The organism is Streptomyces sp. NPDC021096 (genome assembly GCF_040641275.1).
Taxonomy (GTDB): Bacteria; Actinomycetota; Actinomycetes; order Streptomycetales; family Streptomycetaceae; genus Streptomyces.
In genome coordinates, this window is the sequence record NZ_JBFADG010000002.1 from 528,419 (window position 1) to 544,931 (window position 16,513).

Annotated in this window: 16 protein-coding genes and 2 pseudogenes; 9 read left to right on the forward strand and 9 right to left on the reverse strand. The window is 69.0% G+C overall.

Annotation, left to right across the window (positions count from 1 at the left end; translation table 11 throughout):
- Positions 1–544 precede the first annotated feature (544 nt).
- The gene (locus AB0G59_RS06045; protein WP_360908479.1) at positions 545–1,279 is read right to left on the reverse strand and encodes an alpha/beta hydrolase; all 735 of its coding nucleotides are present in this window, start codon (positions 1,277–1,279) and stop codon (positions 545–547) included.
- 560 nt (positions 1,280–1,839) lie between these two features.
- Here AB0G59_RS06045 and AB0G59_RS06050 point away from each other — a divergent pair.
- Positions 1,840–4,587, forward strand: a complete 2,748-nt coding sequence (locus AB0G59_RS06050) for a BTAD domain-containing putative transcriptional regulator (protein ID WP_360908481.1) — start codon at positions 1,840–1,842, stop codon at positions 4,585–4,587.
- A gap of 64 nt (positions 4,588–4,651) precedes the next feature.
- On the opposite strand, the gene AB0G59_RS06055 is transcribed toward AB0G59_RS06050, so the two are convergent.
- The 3 genes from AB0G59_RS06055 to AB0G59_RS06065 all read right to left on the reverse strand — a co-directional run bounded on the left by AB0G59_RS06055 (position 4,652) and on the right by AB0G59_RS06065 (position 7,777).
- Positions 4,652–5,659 carry a cupin domain-containing protein gene (locus tag AB0G59_RS06055; RefSeq protein ID WP_360908483.1) on the reverse strand — a complete coding sequence of 336 codons (1,008 nt, stop codon included), beginning with the start codon at positions 5,657–5,659 and terminating at the stop codon, positions 4,652–4,654.
- A gap of 177 nt (positions 5,660–5,836) precedes the next feature.
- Positions 5,837–6,835 (reverse strand): cytochrome P450, encoded by a 999-nt coding sequence (locus AB0G59_RS06060; protein ID WP_360908485.1) that lies wholly within the window; start codon positions 6,833–6,835, stop codon positions 5,837–5,839.
- A 591-nt stretch (positions 6,836–7,426) separates the two neighbouring features.
- A complete protein-coding gene (locus AB0G59_RS06065) occupies positions 7,427–7,777 on the reverse strand; it encodes a hypothetical protein (RefSeq protein ID WP_360908487.1) in 351 nt (116 codons plus the stop codon).
- An 843-nt stretch (positions 7,778–8,620) separates the two neighbouring features.
- On the opposite strand from AB0G59_RS06065, the pseudogene AB0G59_RS06070 reads away from it, so the two are divergent.
- The 6 genes and pseudogenes from AB0G59_RS06070 to AB0G59_RS06095 form a co-directional block, all read left to right on the forward strand.
- Positions 8,621–8,689, forward strand: a pseudogene (locus AB0G59_RS06070) (hypothetical protein); the annotation flags it as partial.
- A gap of 87 nt (positions 8,690–8,776) precedes the next feature.
- Positions 8,777–9,076, forward strand: a complete 300-nt coding sequence (locus AB0G59_RS06075) for a hypothetical protein (RefSeq protein ID WP_360908489.1) — start codon at positions 8,777–8,779, stop codon at positions 9,074–9,076.
- Positions 9,049–9,492 (forward strand): alpha/beta hydrolase fold domain-containing protein, encoded by a 444-nt coding sequence (locus tag AB0G59_RS06080; RefSeq protein ID WP_360908650.1) that lies wholly within the window; start codon positions 9,049–9,051, stop codon positions 9,490–9,492. Before AB0G59_RS06075 ends, AB0G59_RS06080 begins: the two co-directional genes overlap by 28 nt.
- Positions 9,493–9,532: 40 nt before the next feature.
- Complete coding sequence (locus AB0G59_RS06085; protein ID WP_360908662.1) at positions 9,533–9,658, forward strand: hypothetical protein; 126 nt, start codon at positions 9,533–9,535, stop codon at positions 9,656–9,658.
- A gap of 223 nt (positions 9,659–9,881) precedes the next feature.
- Complete coding sequence (locus tag AB0G59_RS06090) at positions 9,882–10,973, forward strand: serine hydrolase domain-containing protein (protein ID WP_360908652.1); 1,092 nt, start codon at positions 9,882–9,884, stop codon at positions 10,971–10,973.
- A gap of 314 nt (positions 10,974–11,287) precedes the next feature.
- Positions 11,288–11,716, forward strand: coding sequence for a cupin (locus tag AB0G59_RS06095; RefSeq protein WP_360908491.1), 429 nt, complete (start codon positions 11,288–11,290; stop codon positions 11,714–11,716).
- 555 nt (positions 11,717–12,271) lie between these two features.
- Here the strand turns inward: AB0G59_RS06095 and AB0G59_RS06100 are convergent.
- Both AB0G59_RS06100 and AB0G59_RS06105 read right to left on the reverse strand, forming a co-directional pair.
- Positions 12,272–12,544, reverse strand: a pseudogene (locus AB0G59_RS06100) (GNAT family N-acetyltransferase); the annotation flags it as partial.
- A gap of 104 nt (positions 12,545–12,648) precedes the next feature.
- Positions 12,649–12,810, reverse strand: a complete 162-nt coding sequence (locus AB0G59_RS06105; protein WP_173864715.1) for a hypothetical protein — start codon at positions 12,808–12,810, stop codon at positions 12,649–12,651.
- A gap of 195 nt (positions 12,811–13,005) precedes the next feature.
- Here AB0G59_RS06105 and AB0G59_RS06110 point away from each other — a divergent pair, with 195 nt between their 5' ends.
- Entirely contained in the window at positions 13,006–13,191 is a 186-nt protein-coding gene (locus AB0G59_RS06110) for a hypothetical protein (protein WP_144440679.1), read from the forward strand.
- Here AB0G59_RS06110 and AB0G59_RS06115 read toward each other — a convergent pair.
- The gene (locus AB0G59_RS06115; protein ID WP_360908494.1) at positions 13,146–14,024 is read right to left on the reverse strand and encodes an IS5 family transposase; all 879 of its coding nucleotides are present in this window, start codon (positions 14,022–14,024) and stop codon (positions 13,146–13,148) included. The two genes, AB0G59_RS06110 and AB0G59_RS06115, sit on opposite strands and share 46 nt — an antisense overlap.
- Before the next feature lie 594 nt (positions 14,025–14,618).
- Between AB0G59_RS06115 and AB0G59_RS06120 the strand changes: the two genes are divergently transcribed.
- Positions 14,619–15,503, forward strand: coding sequence for a hypothetical protein (locus tag AB0G59_RS06120; protein ID WP_360908496.1), 885 nt, complete (start codon positions 14,619–14,621; stop codon positions 15,501–15,503).
- Between the two features lie 267 nt (positions 15,504–15,770).
- Here the strand turns inward: AB0G59_RS06120 and AB0G59_RS06125 are convergent, their stop codons facing one another.
- Both AB0G59_RS06125 and AB0G59_RS06130 read right to left on the reverse strand, forming a co-directional pair.
- Positions 15,771–16,004 (reverse strand): hypothetical protein, encoded by a 234-nt coding sequence (locus tag AB0G59_RS06125; protein WP_360908497.1) that lies wholly within the window; start codon positions 16,002–16,004, stop codon positions 15,771–15,773.
- Positions 16,005–16,040: 36 nt separating this feature from the next.
- Complete coding sequence (locus AB0G59_RS06130) at positions 16,041–16,295, reverse strand: hypothetical protein (protein WP_360908499.1); 255 nt, start codon at positions 16,293–16,295, stop codon at positions 16,041–16,043.
- Between the last annotated feature and the right edge of the window lie 218 nt (positions 16,296–16,513).

A 16,513-nucleotide genomic window follows, 5' to 3' on the forward strand; every position in this document is an offset into this window, starting at 1 on the left:
TGCGCCGCGTGCTGACTGGCTACGACCCGACCCATGTCCGTGAGTACGCCCCCCGCTTCAACAACGCCGACCAGTCCCAGTACTGGGAGCCCGAGACCACCTGACCGGCTGGCCGCTGCAGGCACTACCGATCGCCACCTCCGGGGCCCAAGCACACCAAGGCTTGGGCCCCGGCCCGGAAAAGAGTGCGCGGTGCCCGGCAAGGCGGACCTCGAGGTGATACGGACGGCCAGGACCGGCCCCGGCACGACTGAGTACCTCGCTTTCGACGCCCGGTCCTCCAGACGGCATGTGCCCTGCGACGGGCAGGACCCGCTCGACGGGCCGGCCGGGCGCAACCCCTCACTGAGAGGCTGACCAGAGCGGTCCGTCGTCCGGGCAGTCGCTCGGAGGCGCCGGGCGCGTGGGCTGGCTCGGCCAGGTGGTGTACTCGTGGTTCTCCAGATGGATTCGGTACTGCCAGGAGGCGGCAGGGACCTGTCCCTGGACGAGCAGCATCCTGGCCAACACGGCTACCGTCTGCTGGTGGCCTGAGGGCCCGGCGTCACTTCAGGTGTCGGGTGAAGAACTGGGCCGCGGCGTCCCCCGCGAACTGCGGGACTCCGATGTGCCCGCCCATATTGGCGTGCAGCGTTTTCTCCTTGGAGCCGAAGGCGTCGAACAGGTCCAGGGCCGCCTGCCGGTCGTTCCCTTCGTCGTCCCACTGCAGCAGGACGTGCAGAGGAATGGTGACCTGGCGGGCCTCCTCGAACATGGCGCGAGGGACGAAACTCCCGGCGAACAGAACAGCGGCCGAGATGCGCGGCTCGACCACCGCCAGCCGGGTCCCGATGGAGATCACTCCCCCCGAGTACCCGACCGGGCCGCCGATCTCGGGCAGCGACAAGAGGGCGTCCAGGGCGGCCTGCCATTCCGGGACCGCCTTGTCGACCAGGGGGAGGATGAGGGCGTCGATGATCTCGTCGCTGACCGGCTCGCCGGCCTCCATGGCCCGGCGCAGGTCGGCGCGGGCCTGTTCGGCGGCGGGCCAACGGGGCCGGTCGCCGCTCCCGGGGAGCTCGATGGTGGCCGTGGCGAAGCCGTCCGCCGCGGAGTGCCGGGCGCGGGCCACCAGTCGGGGGTACGTCTTGCGCAGCCCGAGAGGAGGGGGGCTGAGCAGGATCAGCGGCGCCGGTGCGGATGCGGATCCGGGCGTCCATAGGATGCCGGGGATCTCGCCGAGGGTGAATTCGCGCTCGAGGACAGCGTTGTCGAGACGCCGTTCAGAAGTGAATTGCATGGTCGTGCCTTTCGGGAGTGCCATTGAACGGCGCTCCCGGACGACCTATCGCCCGACCGTGACCCCGGAGGGGAGCACCCATGTCGATACGTTCACGGGTACCACCTCCTCGCTCTCTCGCACGGCCTCCGGAAACGTAGCAGTGGCTGCCGTGGTTCCGCCAACGGGTTTTTGCGGAGGCTCTGTGGCCGAACACCACGCCCCCCAGCGCGGACAGCAGGACGCAGCCGACCGCGCCCAGGGCGACCGACGTCGGCTGCCTGTACCCGAAAGGCTCCAGCGCCAGGCAGCGTGACGCTCCTTGCCGGGCGGACCACGCCGCCGGACGCTGTTCTTCGGATCGATCACCCGCAGCGTCACGAACCAGGTGGCTGCGCCGGATCCCCGGGCGTGCTGAATTTCAGCAGCTCCCGCGCAGTCGCACTCGGCCCCCGCCCACTCCCGGCCGAACCTCGAACCTGTGCTGTTGTCGTTGCCATCCGCTGGTCGGCAGGTTCTCGAGGCCGGGATCCGGAGCCATGCCGTTATCCTGAATTCTTTTGCTGGGAGGCATTGGGCAGATGGAATTCCGGTTGCTCGGAGCGGTGTCAGTCGTCACCGAGGCCGGCGGTCTGCCGCTCGGTCCTGTCAAACGGCGCAGTCTGCTGGCCGCCCTGCTGTTGCGCCCCAATTACCCGGTGATGGTCGATCAGCTGACGGCCGCTCTGTGGGAACAGGAGCCACCGGCGCGCGCCCGCGGTGTCATCCAGGGCCATGTGTCGCAGCTGCGGACCTTGCTGGTCAGTGCCGACGCCGGGGCATACGGGGTCGAGTTGATCACCCAGGGCACGGCGTATGTCCTGCGCATGCCGAAAGCGCTGCTGGACGCGCACCGCTTCGAGGATCTGGTGGCTCAGGCTCGTGATCAGCGCGGCCCGGCCGCGGCTGTGACGATGTACCAGGAGGCGTTGTCGCTGTGGCGGGGGCCCGCGCTGGCCGGCGTCTGTCCGAGCCCACCGCTGCAGGCCGCCGCGCAGGCGATGGAGGAGCTCCGGCTGGCCTCGGTGGAGCAGCTGGCGGCGGGCTACGTGCAGTTGGGCGAGCATGCCCGGGCCGCCGCTGTCCTGCGCGCCGAGGCGGTTGCCCACCCGCTGCGCGAATCGCTGTCCGCCGCCCTCGTGACGGCGCTTCACAGGGCGGGCCGCCGGTCGGAGGCGGTCGACTGGTTCCACCGCACCCGGCGTCTGCTCGCCGACGAACTGGGGATCGGCCCGGGCCACGAGCTGGCGGACGCCTACGCGATGGCCCTGCGCGAGGAAGCGGACGACGCGGCGACGGAGGCAGCGGCTCCGTCCCGTGCCGCCACGGTGGACGCCGCGCCTCTCCCGCCCGTAACACCGACCATCTTCCACTCCGGCGCGGCCGACCTGCTCCCGCGCGCGCCACGTGGCTTCCACGGGCGGGCGGCAGAGCTCGCCGCCCTGTCCCGGGCCGCCGCGGGCGAGGGGCCCGTCTGTCTGGTCACCGGGCCTGCCGGGGTCGGGAAGACGGCGCTCGTGCTGCAGTGGGCACACCACGGCCGTGCCGGTTTCCCCGACGGGCGGCTCTACGCCGACCTGCGCGGCTTCGGCGACACGGGCGAGCCGGCCCTCATCGAGGTGCTGCGCGAGTTCCTGCTGGCGCTCGGTGTCGCGCAGCGCCGGATACCGGAGTCGGCGAACAGCGCGGCCGCGCTGTTCCGGTCGCTCGCCGCCGACCGCCAGCTCCTCGTCGTACTGGACAACGCACGTGACTCCGAGCAGGTCAGGCCGCTCCTGCCGGGCGGTCCCCACTGCGTCACCGTCGTCACCAGCAGGCACCGGCTGCCGGGGCTGATCGTCACCGACGCCGCCCGGCCCGTTCCCGTGGACGTACTCACCCCGGAGGACGGCACGGCGCTCCTCGCCGGGGTGCTCGGCGAGGAACGGGTGCACGCGGAGCCGGTGGCCGCGCGACGACTGGCCGAGCTGTGCGACGGGCTGCCGCTCGCGCTCCGGGTGGCCGCCGCCAGGCTGGCGCAGCGCCGCGGCTGGTCGCTGGGCGCGATGACCGCCGAGCTGTCCGACGAGACGCGCCGACTGAGCCTGCTGGACGTGGAGGACACCGGCGTGCGGGCGGCGCTGCGCCTGACGCTGCAACAGCTGCCCTGGCATGTCTCCCATCAGTTCGCCCATCTCGGCCGCCACCCCGGCACGCACGTCGACCGGTACGCGGCGGCGGCCCTGGCGGGCACGGACCCGGCAGCCGCCGAGACCGCCCTGGAGCGGCTGGCCGTCGCGCACCTCGTCACGGAGACGACGCCCGGCCGCTGGACGCTGCACGACCTCGTACGGCTCTACGCGCGTGGCCTGGACTCCGGGCCTGATGCGCTCAAGCGCGTGCTGGACCACTACATCGCCACCGCCCTCGCGGCTGTGGCGGCGGCCGAGCCCGGCAACGAGGAGTGCTTCCCGCTGCCGGCGGATTTCCTGCCACCCGCCGCCGTGCGGGAGTTCGGCGACCGGTCCGCCGCCGTGGCCTGGTACGCGGCCGAGAGGGACGACCTCACGTTGGCGGCGGCCGCGGCGCGTGCCGCCGGACTGCACGGCAGGACCTGGCGGATCGTCCTGACGCTGTGGCCGCTGATGGTGTGGCGCGTGCGGGACGGCTGGGTCCCGCTTCTGGAGACCGCGCTCGAGGCGGCCCGGGCCGACGCCGACCAGTACGGCGAGTCGCGGGTGCTGAACGTGCTCGGCTGGGTGCTGATCGAGGAGGGGCGCATCGAGGATGCGCTGACTCACCTGGGCGCCGCCTCCGCGCTCGCCTCCCGGGCGGGCGACCTGGTCGCCGAGGCGAACGCGCTGATCGTCCTGGCCATGGCGCAAGCGGCGCTCGGTGGCCCGGACGAGGCTGCGCAGGTGTGCGAGCGGGCGGTGGAGCTGGCGCGCAAGGCCGGCGACCGGACCAGCGAGCGACTGGCCCTGCAGCACCTCGCCCGGCATCAGGTCGACGCCGGGGAATGGCGCCCGGCCCTCGACACGGCGACCGAGGCCCTCGCCTTTGACGAGCGATCGGCCACGGCCGACGTGCCCCGGATACTGCTGCTCATCGTGAGGGGAGAGGCCCTGATAGGGCTCGGGGACGAGGCCGAGGGCATCCGGCAGCTCGACCTGGCGGCCCGGGAGGCGGAGTCCTCCGGCTACGAGGACGGCGCGGTACGGGCACTCGGTGCGCTGCTGCGGGTATCGGCGGACGAGGGGTTCCGGGCACGGTACGACACGGCGCTGGGGCGGCTCACGGCCCGTCCGTGACCGTGCGTCGGCGGGAATCCCGATCAGCGGCTCCAGCCGCAGCCGGAAACGGTGTGGCTGTGCGTCAGCGTGCCGTGCGTGCCGCGTCGCGCAGCTTGCGCCACGTGCGACGGACGGACGCCGGCCCGGCGCGCCTGGCGCCGGATCCACCGGCCCCCCAGTTTTGGGCCGTCTCGGTGAACGTCTCCGCCCTCGTCGTCGCGAACGGTTGCCGCGCCTGCGCGGCTCGTGCGGCGAGCCGCAGGTCCTCCGGTTCGATCGTGTCGAGCTTCGCCCGGACGTGGCTGAGCAGCGTGGCGCAGGCGTCGGCGATCGCGGCCTCGCCCAGCGGGCGCGCCGGGAGGTCCAGACCTTCGGACAGCCGCTGCTCCAGGGCCGTGCGCAGGTCCTGCAGGGAGATGTCGCGGATCGTCAGCGACAGGTGGGCGGACAGTCCGGCGGCGCCCACCGCGCGGTGCGCGAAGCCGCGCGGCACGTAGAGCACGCTGCCGGACTCTAGGACGCTGTGCAGGAGTAGCGGGGAGTGCTCGTTCTCCGGGAGCTCTCCCAGCGACCAGTCCGCCACCGTCGGTGCGTCGTGGACGTACCAGGTCTTGCGTCCGGCCACCTGGAGGACGAACACGTCGGCGTCGTCACGGTGCACCGCGAGGCCCTGACCGCCGGCGGGTGTGACGAAGAAGAACGCCTCTACGCGCCGGCCGAGCTCCTCGGACAACCGCGCCACCAGCTCGCCCGTCGGGCGGTGCCACTGGTCGACGCATCGCAGGAGCAGCGTCGCCCCGGCGCGCAGGAGTGCGACGACTTTCGCGCGATCGGCGAAGCCGTGGTGCGTTGTGCCGTTGACCACGCGTGATGTGGTGTAGGCATCGGCCGGGACGACGACCTTGTCGGAGCGGACCATCTCCAGGTAGGGGGTGCGCAGCAGCCCTCCGTCGAAGGCGGTGTCCAACTCGGCGAGGTCGAACGGCGAGGCGAGTGTCTCCGGCGTGAAGAGCGCAGGCCGGCGCTGCCACTGGTGGCCGGTGAAGCTCTGGACGTCGCCGACCCAGGCGGCCAGCGTGGGCGATTCCATGGTGTTTCCCGTGGTGTCAGGGTGTTCGGTGTCCGGTGCTCGCAGCCGGCGGCGACTGTCCGGGACGGGCGTGGGTGGCGGGTTCCGGGGCGGGAGGTTTCCGCGTGGTGGTCACACTGTCCTTGTCCTTGTCCGGGTCGCCGGGAAGGGCGGGCGGCGCAAGGGCGCTGCGCCAGGTCACGCTGCGGCTTCCGCGTCGAACCGTACGGAGAGCAGGGAGCGCAGGGGGACGTGCGCCTCCTGCCGCGGGCTGCGGATGACGAGTCCGTTGTCGAAGGCGACGGTCAGCAGGCTCTCGGCCAGGGGCACGACCAGGTGTTTGGCCCAGCAGCGGGCACCGTCGAACCCGAACGGCATGAACGCGGGCGTCTTCTCCGGGTCCGCCACCCCGGCCCACCGCTCGGGTCGGAACTCCAGGGGGTCGGACCAGTAATCCGGGTGACGGTGCATCAGCAGCGGGAAGAGCGCGACGTTGTCCGTGGGACGGATTTCGGGGTGCAGTCCGGTATACGCCTCTCCGCCCTTGCGGAACAGCATCCATGCGGGTGGGAGCAGTCGCAGCGTCTCCCACAGGACCGCGGTGAGGTCGTCGCGGGCTCCTTCTTGTTCCCGTGCCGGCCCCATGAGCCACAGGGCGTTGCCGGCCAGTGCGGCCACGCCGTCGCAGAGGGTGGCTGTCGCTCGCCGGTACAGCGCGATGGCCTGCTTCCTGTCCCGGGTGCCGGAAGCGCCGCGTATCTGCTCGGCCAGCGCGGTGCACTTGCCCTCGGCGTCGGATCCCGGCCAGAGCGTGACGGCGCGGTCGACGATCCGGGAGACCGTGTCGGAGCGTGTGACGCCGCGTTTCGACAACAGGGAGACCGGCAGGGGGTCGGACGCGAAGAGCCACCGGCGCAGGTAGGAGGTGGCCGCGTAGGGCCAGGCGCCCGACAGCGCGCGTGCCGGGGGCGGCGGAGTCCGGACGCCCGCCATGACGTCCTGCCCCAGCGCGCGGATCGTCCGTGTCGCGCTGTCGTGGGGGATGTCGGCTCCTGCAGCGGGCTTGTAGACCGAGCGCTCCGTCGCCAGCACAGGGCGCCCCGCGACGATTTCGGCCATCAGGTGGCAGTCGGAGACGCCGACCGTGGTCGCGTCGATCCGGAATACTTTCTCTTCCCTGCCAAGCAGGTCCTGCATCCGCGGGGCGTACACGACAGAATGGTCGCGCACCACTGCCGGCACCATTTCTTCCACGAGAATCCCGCCTCCATTGGAATGGCGATGAAATGCGTTCCCCGCGGCAGGAGGAGAACTCCGGGCAAGGAGCGGGCGGGACCGCCACTCCACGCCGCGGTCCGGCCTGCGGCGGAATCCGACACGGTCGTGGCCGCCGCGGACCGCGGCAGCCAGGAGTACTCTGCGGCGTCGGCGGAGGCAGCGGCATGACCGCCTCCTCCGCCGACGCCGATGCGTCAGATGACGTGCAGCACCCACGCGTGGTTGGCGAGGTCCTCGTCCTTCTTGAACCGCTTCATGAACGCCTTGACCATCTTCATGATTTCTCCATTCCAGAATTGCGGGTTCGATCACGTGGCGCCGCAGTACCAGCCGGCCTGCGGCGACCCGAGCCATGCTGGCTGCCTCTGCTCACGTTCGGCTCACGTTTCGCTAACGCCTGCAAGCTGTGCAGGGCGTGAATGGCAGCCCGAACCGCCCCGGCTCGTCGATTTCGGTGCCCCAGAGCGCACGCGACGGCGTTGCTGATTTCGTTCCGCTGAGGGGGGCCAGTCAGGCCTCCTGCATGCACAGGGCCAGCAACCGCAGCAGTTCGCAGCGGTCGGCCTTTTCAGCCTGCGCAGTACAGCTGGCTGTTCCGGACCCTTCAGCTGCTTGGATGCGTCGTCCCAGCCGGACACCAGCGGGTCCACGGCGTGCCCGTACACGCCCCGCCGGGTGGCGGGGCAGCTCCTGCCGTCGTCCGGTGATCGACAGGATGGTGAGCAGGATGGGGTTTCCGGCGAGTTCGCGTACAGGCCGGGAGGAAGCCGCGGCGTCGTTGAGGCGTCTGCGCAGGTGTGCACGGCCGACTCCGGGATCGCCCAGCAGCACCACCCATCCCTGCTCCGGATCGGAGAGCACCTGCAGGAAGCTTGACCGGCGGCCGGTCGCGGTAGGCCTGGCCCACTGGCTCCAGCCACTCCTCGTCGACCCCCGGCCCGTGATCGGGGGCTGGGGCGCGCACACGCGAGGCGCGAGCTCATGCCTCGCGGACGAGGTCAAGGTGTCGGCCCCTCTTGGTGGTCGAGAAGGAAGGCAATGCCGCGCACCGCAGGGTCCGTGCCCGCGTCGAGCACGCCTTCGCCCACATGAAGAACTGCAAGATCCTCCGTGACTGCCGACAGCGAGGCGACAAAGATCAGTCACCGCACGATCTATCAAGGCCGCGGAGGTGACAACAGGAGTCGAGCCATGAAGCCAGACCGCAACGAGCGCATTGTCCCGAACTTTATCGCTACGACACCGGTCGATCGCTTCAATTATCGAATCTGAACCAGACTCTGCCAGGGCAATAGACCGAATATGCTCATAGAGCAAGATAAATGTTTCGGCAAGGCGCTGGTAACTGGCGATTTTTTGGCCACGGTGCCATCGAGAAGCTTCGGACCAGCGGTCCCAAAGCCTACCCAACGCGATACCAACAACTCCCGCAACGGCAGCCATAAATGCCGCTCCCATATCGCCCCCCTACGCAACCGCCGGTCCAGCTGCCACTTCCTGCCCCGACACGCCGACGAGCAGAACATCGCATCAGGCTGGGCTCCGTCCGAAGCCGGTTCACCGACAAGCCCGACAGTTCTCTCCTCAGCCCGCCCGGCGCCCTCGGGCACCCTTCCAGCCTAAAGCGCTCAAGCCACTCAGAAGCGGGATCGGAAACATCCCAGGGTCGAACGATGAGCTGTTGAAGAAGCGGCTCAGGTCCTCGCCGCCTACGCCGGCCTCGCCCCGGCGACCCGCAGCTCGGGTTCCTCGATCCGGGGCGAACAACGGACGGGGATGCGCCGATCGGTGCGTGATCGCGGTGGGATGCGCGACGGACGGCGGGTGACCCACCGGGTGACGACCGTGAGGATGGTCGTCATGGATCCCGAGCTCGAAGCATTCATCCCGTTTCTTCCGCAACTCGACATGAACGACCCGGTCACCTCGCGCAAGAACTTCTCCGAGCGTGCCGCCGCGGCGCCGCCGCCCGACACCTCGAACATGGAGGTCGAGGACCGCACGGTGCCTGCCGACCTGGACGTGGCGGTGCGGGTCTACCGCCCGCACCAGGCGCAAGGCGCCATCGTCTGGCTGCACGGCGGCGGCGGAGTCTCGGTGACCTGGACACCGAGCATCCCTGGGCCGCCCGGATCGCGGACCTTTCCGGAGCGACGGTGATCTCGGTGGGCTACCGCCTGGCGCCCGAACACCGTTTCCCGGCCGCCCTCGACGACGCCTATGCCGTACTGACCTGGACGGCCGAGCACGCGGGTGAACTCGGCATCGACCCGGCGCGGATCGCGGTCGGAGGACACAGCGCCGGCGCGAACATCGCGGCCGCGGCGGCCCTGCGGGCGCGCGACGAGCAGGGACCGGCGATCCACTTCCAACTGCTCAACCAGCCGGGACTGGACGACCGGCAGGAGACGTGGTCGGCGCGGAACTTCACCGACACGCCCTGGTTCAACCGCGACAAGCTCGCCGCCGCGTGGTCCCAGCCCGCCACACCGTACGCCGCCCCGGCTCGGGCCGCAGATCTCTCCGGCCTGCCACCGGCCTACCATCGCCACCGCCGAGTTCTGCCCGAACCGTGACGAGGGCATCGCCTACGCGCTGCGCCTGATGCAGGCGGGCGTGTCGGTCGAACTCCACCAGTGGCCCGGCACCTTCCACGGTTCGCAGGCGCTCCTGTCCGCCGAGGTCTCACAGCGGCAGAACGCCGAACTCGGCGCAGCCCTGCGCCGTGCTCTGGCCAAGTGAGCCGTGGATACCGAAAGACACGGGGAGAGTCCCCGTTGCACTCATTGATTACGAAAGGACGGATGTCTTGAAGATCCGACTGGCGATATGTGGAAGCGTGGCCGCGCTGAGTGTCTGTGCGGGCACGCTGGCGGCAGCTCCCGCGCCCGACGCGACCAGGGCCGCGCCGGCCGCCGGCACGAGCCCGGCAACCGGCCTCGATCCCGTAAAGCTCAAGGCCGCCATGGACGGTGTCCACCGCGCCGGCGTGCCGGGGGTGTACGCCGAGGTACGCGATGCCGGCCGGACATGGCGTGGTGCCTCCGGGGTCGCTGATGTCACGACCGGCCGTCCCGTCACGCCCGACATGCGCCAGCGCATCGGCAGCGTCACCAAGACCTTCACCGCCGCCGCAGTCATGCAGCAGGTCGAGCAGGGGCGCATCCAGCTCGATGCACCGATCGGCGGCTACCTGCCGCAGCTGGTGCCGGGGGAGCGCGGCAAAAAGATCACGGTGCGCATGCTGCTCAACAACACCAGCGGCCTCCCCGACTACATCCGCTATGCGTTCCCGTCTCTGCAGGACATGTCGCCCAAGAGCCTGGACGACAACCGGTTTAGGCAGTTCCGCCCGGCCGAGCTGATCGAGATGGGGGTCAATGCGCCTCCCGCAGGCGAGCCCGGAGCCACTCCGGGGGTGTACTCCAACACCAATTACCTGCTCCTCGGTCAACTCCTCGAGCAGGTGACCGGTACAACGGCCGAGGAGTACATCACCCGGAATGTCATCAAGCGTGCTGGGCTCCGGCACACCGAGTTCCCGGCCGGGCCGCGTATCGAGGGACCGCACTCGCGGATGTACGAGGCTCTGTGGGGCCTGAACGACCCGCCGCGCGACTACAGCGTCTACAACATGTCCTGGACGGGGACGGGGGCCGCTCTCGTATCGACCATGGAGGATCTCAATCGTTTCTACGGCAAGCTGCTCGACGGCGAGATCGTCAACCAGTCGTCGCTGGCGCAGATGCAGCGCACGGTTCCGGTCGTCGCCCTGGACGGATCGATGATCGAATACGGCCTCGGTCTGCACAAGGTCGACATTCAGGGTTGCGGCACCTTCTGGGGTCACGACGGCACGGTGTGGGGGGCCGGAACCATCTCCCTGACCCGGGCCGACGGCAAGCGCCGGATGTCCGTCGCGGTCAACCTTCAGAGGTGGAACAAGCCGGACTCCTCGGGGAAGCCGCAGCGCCACCCCATCGACGACGCGCTGAAGACGCTGTACCGGCAAGCGATGTGCGGTGACGTAAACACCCAGGCCAAGAATGCCTCATAGGTCCCGGCATTCGTCCCGTAGCCGGCTTGCCGCACGCTCGCTGACCAAGGACGCTGGATGAACGGCGGCAAGGCCGCCGCGGTGGGGGCGGCACTACCTGGGCTCCGCTTCGGCCTCGCGGTACGCCGTCCCGGCTCGGGCCGCGGCCCTGCCCAGCCTGCTACCCGCCTACATCACCACCGTGGAGTTCTGTCCGAACCACGACGAAGGCATCACCTACGCGCCGGCCGAGTGAGGTAGCCGCGGTCGACCAGGCCGACACCCCATGCCACAACTCATCAGATGCAAGACCACCGCAGGAAGGACATCTCGGCATGACTGTTACCCCGATCGATCTCTTCGCGTCCTTCATTCACCTTCACCAAGGCGGTCAGGTGCACGCCGAGCAGCCAGTGTTCGACCCCGAGTGGGACGGCTGGCAGCTGATGGCCTTCCACGTGGAGACCGATGCCGACGTCCATGCCGACCACTGGGAAGTCCATCCTCACGCGGATGAACTCGTCTCCGGCCTCACCGGCGGAATACGCCTCTACCTTCGTCCGGAACAGCCGGAAGGAGAAGAGGAGGAGATCAAGCTGGCGGCCGGAAATGCGGTCATCGTGCCGCGCGGACGGTGGCACCGCATCGAACTGGACACGCCTGGCGACATCGTGTCCATCACCCTGCCACGTGGCAGCCGCCTGGAGAAGCGGACCGAAGGGTCTGCCGAGTCAGACGTCAACCGCAGACTAACCGCTGGGTAGCTTTCGTATTGCCACGGAACGGTGCCCCGGCCGGGTCAGGATGGCCCGTCATGGGAGACCGGGATGCGTGCGGGCACGCTATCTCGGGCTGGATGCTTGGGGGTTCTGCCCGGAGTTCCGTGAATCCGCAGGTCGGGCTCCAGGGAACGTCGCATGCGCCGGAAGATCGCCGCAGGAAGGGGCCAGGTTAGAAAGGCAGTTGCCAGCCGCCCCAGTGCGTCTTGTGGCCGGGCTGGGGCCAGGATCCCGTTTCACCTGGATGAGGCCACAGACGGCCCACCCATTCGCACTCCGGGATCGGGCCTTCCCAGTCATCGGTGCACCGGTCGGCCCAGGTCCGGCCCACCATGACCGGCCGGGTCACCACGACACTGGCAACCTCCTGCACCCGCACCACCAGACCGAGCCCGTTGACTCCAGGGTTCCCCCGCGGACCGTAGGACATCTCGAGCACCCCACACCCGTCAGCGTGCCAGAGGAACCGTTCTAGGGCGTGTATCGAAAGCACGGACAGGCCGGGCGGGGTGATGCCCGGTCCGGCCCGTCCGCTCTCTGCTAAAGGTCGAGCTGATACTGGTGTGTCGTGTGCGTGGGTGTGTAGCCGAGGCCGTCGTTGACCCGTCGCATGTACGCGTTGCTGTCGGCGGTGTACGTCAGGGGGCCACCGAGGTCCGGATAGTCCCTGTGGGCCTGTCGGATCGACTCGGCCTTCATCCATCGGCCGAGGCCGTGACCTCGGTGCTCGGGCAGCACCCCCGTGCCGTAGTGCTGGCCGTCACCTGTGCCGTTGCCGGGGATGACGAGTTCGGTGAAGGCGGCGATCGAGCCGCAGAGTTGAGCTCGGCCGCCTCTTGACTGACCCCTGACCTGACACGATCTCTGAGACGGCGAAACGCCGCGGCGTGCCGGGGCGTTTCGTGCGTGTGCTCAGTTCAGCGCAAGCCGTCTGTGTCGTCGTGCTCTTCGCCGACTGGGAGTGGCCGACGGTCCTCCACCGGGTCATCGCTGTAGATGACCGCGGAGACCGCGCTGTCGTAGGCATCGTCGAGGCCGTTACCGCTTGCGCCGAGCATGTTCTCCCAGTCAATTCCCATACCTACGAGCCTACCCGTAGTGTTCGAGGAACCGAGCGATGTGGGCGTTGAGCTCGTCCGCCTGGGCAAAGATCGCAGCTTCCTCTTCTGGGAGGATGGGCGGCGCGCAGGGCCTCGCCGAGCCCTAGGTGTTCTGCCTCGGGAGGTTGTGGACGGCTGGGCAGTTGAGTCCTATGGGTCGGTACAGTCGCGTGCATGCTGAAGCCAGTGCTGCGTGTAGTTGAAGCGGGCGGTCGTACCGTGGACGATCCGACCGAGGAGGTTCTGCACGACCTGCTGTCTGAGATGATGGCGGGAGGCGTTGCCGTGGACCCCGATGCCTTTTCAGTGAAGGATTACAGCCACTCGTTGATCGCCGCGACCAGGACTGTCGCCTCGTAGCGGACAGCGAGCTTGTCGTACCGCGTGGCGACAGCGCGGTTCCTCTTGAGGCGGTTGATCCCACACTCGACCGCGTGGCGCTCGCGGTAGTCGGCCGGGTCGAAGCGCGGCGGCCGGCCGCCGCGGGAACCGAGCCTTCGGCGGTTGCGGGCCTGGTCGGCCTTGTCCGGGATGGTGCAGCGAATCCCGCGGCGGCGCAGGTAGCCGCGGTTCCTGCGGGAGGCGTACGCCTTGTCGGCCCGCACGCGGTTGGGGTGGACGCGTGGCCGTTCCGGACCGATGCGGGGCACGCGAACCTTGTCCAACACGGGTTCGAACTGCGGCGAGTCGCCGCGCTGCCCGGCCGTGATCACGATCGACATGGGTTTCTGACCCTGCTCGACGGCCAGGTGCAACGTGGTGGTGAACCCGCCGCGTGAGCGACCCAGTCCGTGATCCTCGGGTTCGGTGAACACACCGCCTGGCGGTTCCTTCTGCAGGTCACCCTGTTGCCTGCGGGCCCCAGCCGCATGCTGATGAGCACGACAGACCGTGGAGTCGACGCTCAGGTCCCACATGATCCTCCCCTTCGCGTCGGCCAAGGACTGCAGCCGGGTGAAGACCTGATGCCAGGTGCCGTTCCGCTGCCACCGGCGGAACAAGTCGTAGACCCGGCCCCACGGCCCGTACTCGACGGGCACGTCCCGCCACGGAACCCCTGTACGGACCCGAAACCGTATGCCATCGATCAACCGCCGCCGAGGCCAGACAGGTGGCCGACCCGCCTTCGAGCCCTTCGGCAACAACGGCTCCAGCACCGCCCACTGCTCGTCCGTGAGATCTCCCCGACCCATGAACCGTGATCATCCACAGCACAAGATCCACTTTCGACACACAGCCTAGATCCGCTGGGACGCAGGCGGTCAACTCCCGGCCCCAGAGCGTCACCTGGGGTCCGTGGACCGCGTCGACTGCGATGCAGAACAATCGGCCGTCGACGAAATAGGCGTAGACGGCAGGCTCCCCACGCCCTGTGCCGAACTCCACCCCGAGGGTCTCCCGAAACGAGGGGTCAGCCTGGAACCGACGCAGCTCGGTCATGCCTGGCAGCACTGCGGCGACCTCAGTGATACGCATGCCGAAACCCAGCGGCCCGACGCCTTCCAGGGGCATCAGCTCCCAGTCCAATCGCGCCGGCCCTTCGCGACACGACGAAGCGCTGCTGCCGCCATCTCTCCACCCGTCCTGTCCACCACCGAACCGCGACGATTGCCGACGCTCAGCATCACTCTGGTATTACATCAAGCTCAAGATCGTTCACGGAACTCCGGACAGAGCCGATTCCAGAGGTCCTCGTCACCCACAGTGGATTCGAGGGGGGATGGCGAAATCCTGCCGATGGGCCTATCGGCGTTCTCATCCCGCGCGCGAGGAGCCAGACTCCGGCCATGAGACGACTCGTCAGAGCGTTCGCCGCAGCGACCCTGCTCTTCGGGGCGCTACAGGCGACTCCCGCAGCCGCGGCCGACGGAGGAAACGTACCGAGCGCCGCCTTGGCGGTCGGGGCCGGGGCTCCAGCGGCCCGCACCCTGCCCGCAGCCCGTCCGGTGAAGGTGACCGGACAGGACCCGACCATCGCCACAGCGGTCGCTGCCCTGAAGGGCGCCGCCAACCCCGGCCCCAACCTGCGCATGGGCCGGTTGTACATGCACACGCCGCAGCTCCAGGCGTGCACCGCTGCCCTGGTGCCGAGCCCGGGGCACAACCTGGTGGTGACGGCAGCCCACTGCCTGCACCCGGGACTCGGGGGGAAGTACTACACAGGATTCAGCTTCATCCCGGGGTATCGGAAGGGGCAGGCGCCCCCGTTCGGGGTGTTCGAAGGCAGGCAGCCTCTGGTCAATCAGGGCTATGCGGCGAAGGAGAAGGGCGACGGTGAGTTCGACTTCGGGTTCCTTGTCCTGAAGCCGAACGCGCTCGGGCAGCAGGCCGGCGACGTCGCCGGCGAGAACACCATCGCCTTCGGGGAGCCCGTCGTGGCGTCCCGGACGGTCTGGGCCTATCTGCTCAACGACACGCCCGCCGAGTGTTTCGGGCAGACCCAGGCGTATCTCTTCCTCTTCGACAGCAGGATACGAATCGACTGCAGATTCGAACCCTCATCCAGTGGCGGCCCCTGGCTCGCCGATTACGACGCCATCACCCAGAAGGGCACCGTCAACGGCGTGATCAGCGGTCCGGTCCCCGGCCACGAGACCGAAGCCGCCGTACTCTCGCCTTATTTCGGCATCTACGCCCAGTATCTCTACCAGCAGGCTCTGGCTGAGTCATAGGCGGCAGGTGAGCACTACTGACGGTCGGTCGCCTGCGGTCCGACCACACCACGCTTCGCTACTGCCTCGCCGGAGGCAGTTGGCCCGCTCGTCATCTGGTTTGATGATGGCCGCCTTGATGTGGTGTTGCGCAGGTGGCTGCGGTTGGCGCGAACCGGTACGCCTTGCCGACTGGGATCAGTCCGGGCGGGTGCGCCGTCGCCCCCTGTCCGGAACCGGGCGAGGCCAGTCAGGGTGGTCGGTAGCGGTCATCGGACAGCAAATGGATCAGGCTGCCATACCGCCGAGGTCACAGCCGCTGACGGCGACCAGCACGCAGCGCTGGAACGGGACTTCCATCGCGCCGACACCCTCAATGCCTTCCCTACCTTCACCAGCACTTGGATCGCCTACCGCGCCGGCTCCGGCGCATCCGCATCGAGGGGACGACATCACCTCCAAGCCGCGGTCGGCGACCCGGTTGTTGCCATAGAAGGTGACCATCAGCGAGAAGAAGGGCACCTACCTGTTCAACTGCCAGGTGACCGAGGGCGTCAGCTATCCGGCCGAATCTTCGAATACGGCGCGCAGCCCTTGCGCCTCGAGGAAACCCTCCGGCGGCAGGCCGGCCGCTGCCCACGTCGCCGTTGCCTGCTCGGTGCTGCCGGCCAGCCGGACCGCCATCTTCTGAGCCGCGCGGGTGTCTACGGGGCCGATGTCCTCTATGGCAGACACCACCCTGACTTCCTTCCACCCTCCCCGGCGCATGGTCACTCTCAGCAGGATGGCCGGGAACGGCTTGGCAGTCCACATGCTGCTGAGCCACCACCGCGGGCCGGATGTCAGCCGCAACCTTCTGTGTCACATTGTTGGGCAGGCCTGCGAGCGCCTGTACGCGGTTCGCCCATATGGGGACGCTGGCCGGGCAGGCGTGGTCGTCCAGTCACCGAAGCCGGCAGAACTTGGAGCGCACATGGCGCGGGGCGGGGTTGGGCAGCGCGCCGGCGAGTGGGGGCATTCAGCGCATGCTC

Excerpts from the sequence above, each read along its gene's own strand:
- AB0G59_RS06045 (WP_360908479.1), bottom strand. The coding sequence starts at position 1,279 with ATGCAATTCACTTCTGAACGGCGTCTCGACAACGCTGTCCTCGAGCGC.
- AB0G59_RS06050 (WP_360908481.1), top strand. The coding sequence starts at position 1,840 with ATGGAATTCCGGTTGCTCGGAGCGGTGTCAGTCGTCACCGAGGCCGGC.
- AB0G59_RS06055 (WP_360908483.1), bottom strand. The coding sequence starts at position 5,659 with ATGGAATCGCCCACGCTGGCCGCCTGGGTCGGCGACGTCCAGAGCTTC.
- AB0G59_RS06060 (WP_360908485.1), bottom strand. The coding sequence starts at position 6,835 with ATGCAGGACCTGCTTGGCAGGGAAGAGAAAGTATTCCGGATCGACGCG.
- AB0G59_RS06075 (WP_360908489.1), top strand. The coding sequence starts at position 8,777 with ATGGATCCCGAGCTCGAAGCATTCATCCCGTTTCTTCCGCAACTCGAC.
- AB0G59_RS06090 (WP_360908652.1), top strand. The coding sequence starts at position 9,882 with ATGGACGGTGTCCACCGCGCCGGCGTGCCGGGGGTGTACGCCGAGGTA.
- AB0G59_RS06095 (WP_360908491.1), top strand. The coding sequence starts at position 11,288 with ATGACTGTTACCCCGATCGATCTCTTCGCGTCCTTCATTCACCTTCAC.
- AB0G59_RS06105 (WP_173864715.1), bottom strand. The coding sequence starts at position 12,810 with ATGGGAATTGACTGGGAGAACATGCTCGGCGCAAGCGGTAACGGCCTC.
- AB0G59_RS06110 (WP_144440679.1), top strand. The coding sequence starts at position 13,006 with ATGCTGAAGCCAGTGCTGCGTGTAGTTGAAGCGGGCGGTCGTACCGTG.
- AB0G59_RS06115 (WP_360908494.1), bottom strand. The coding sequence starts at position 14,024 with ATGGGTCGGGGAGATCTCACGGACGAGCAGTGGGCGGTGCTGGAGCCG.
- AB0G59_RS06120 (WP_360908496.1), top strand. The coding sequence starts at position 14,619 with ATGAGACGACTCGTCAGAGCGTTCGCCGCAGCGACCCTGCTCTTCGGG.
- AB0G59_RS06130 (WP_360908499.1), bottom strand. The coding sequence starts at position 16,295 with ATGTGGACTGCCAAGCCGTTCCCGGCCATCCTGCTGAGAGTGACCATG.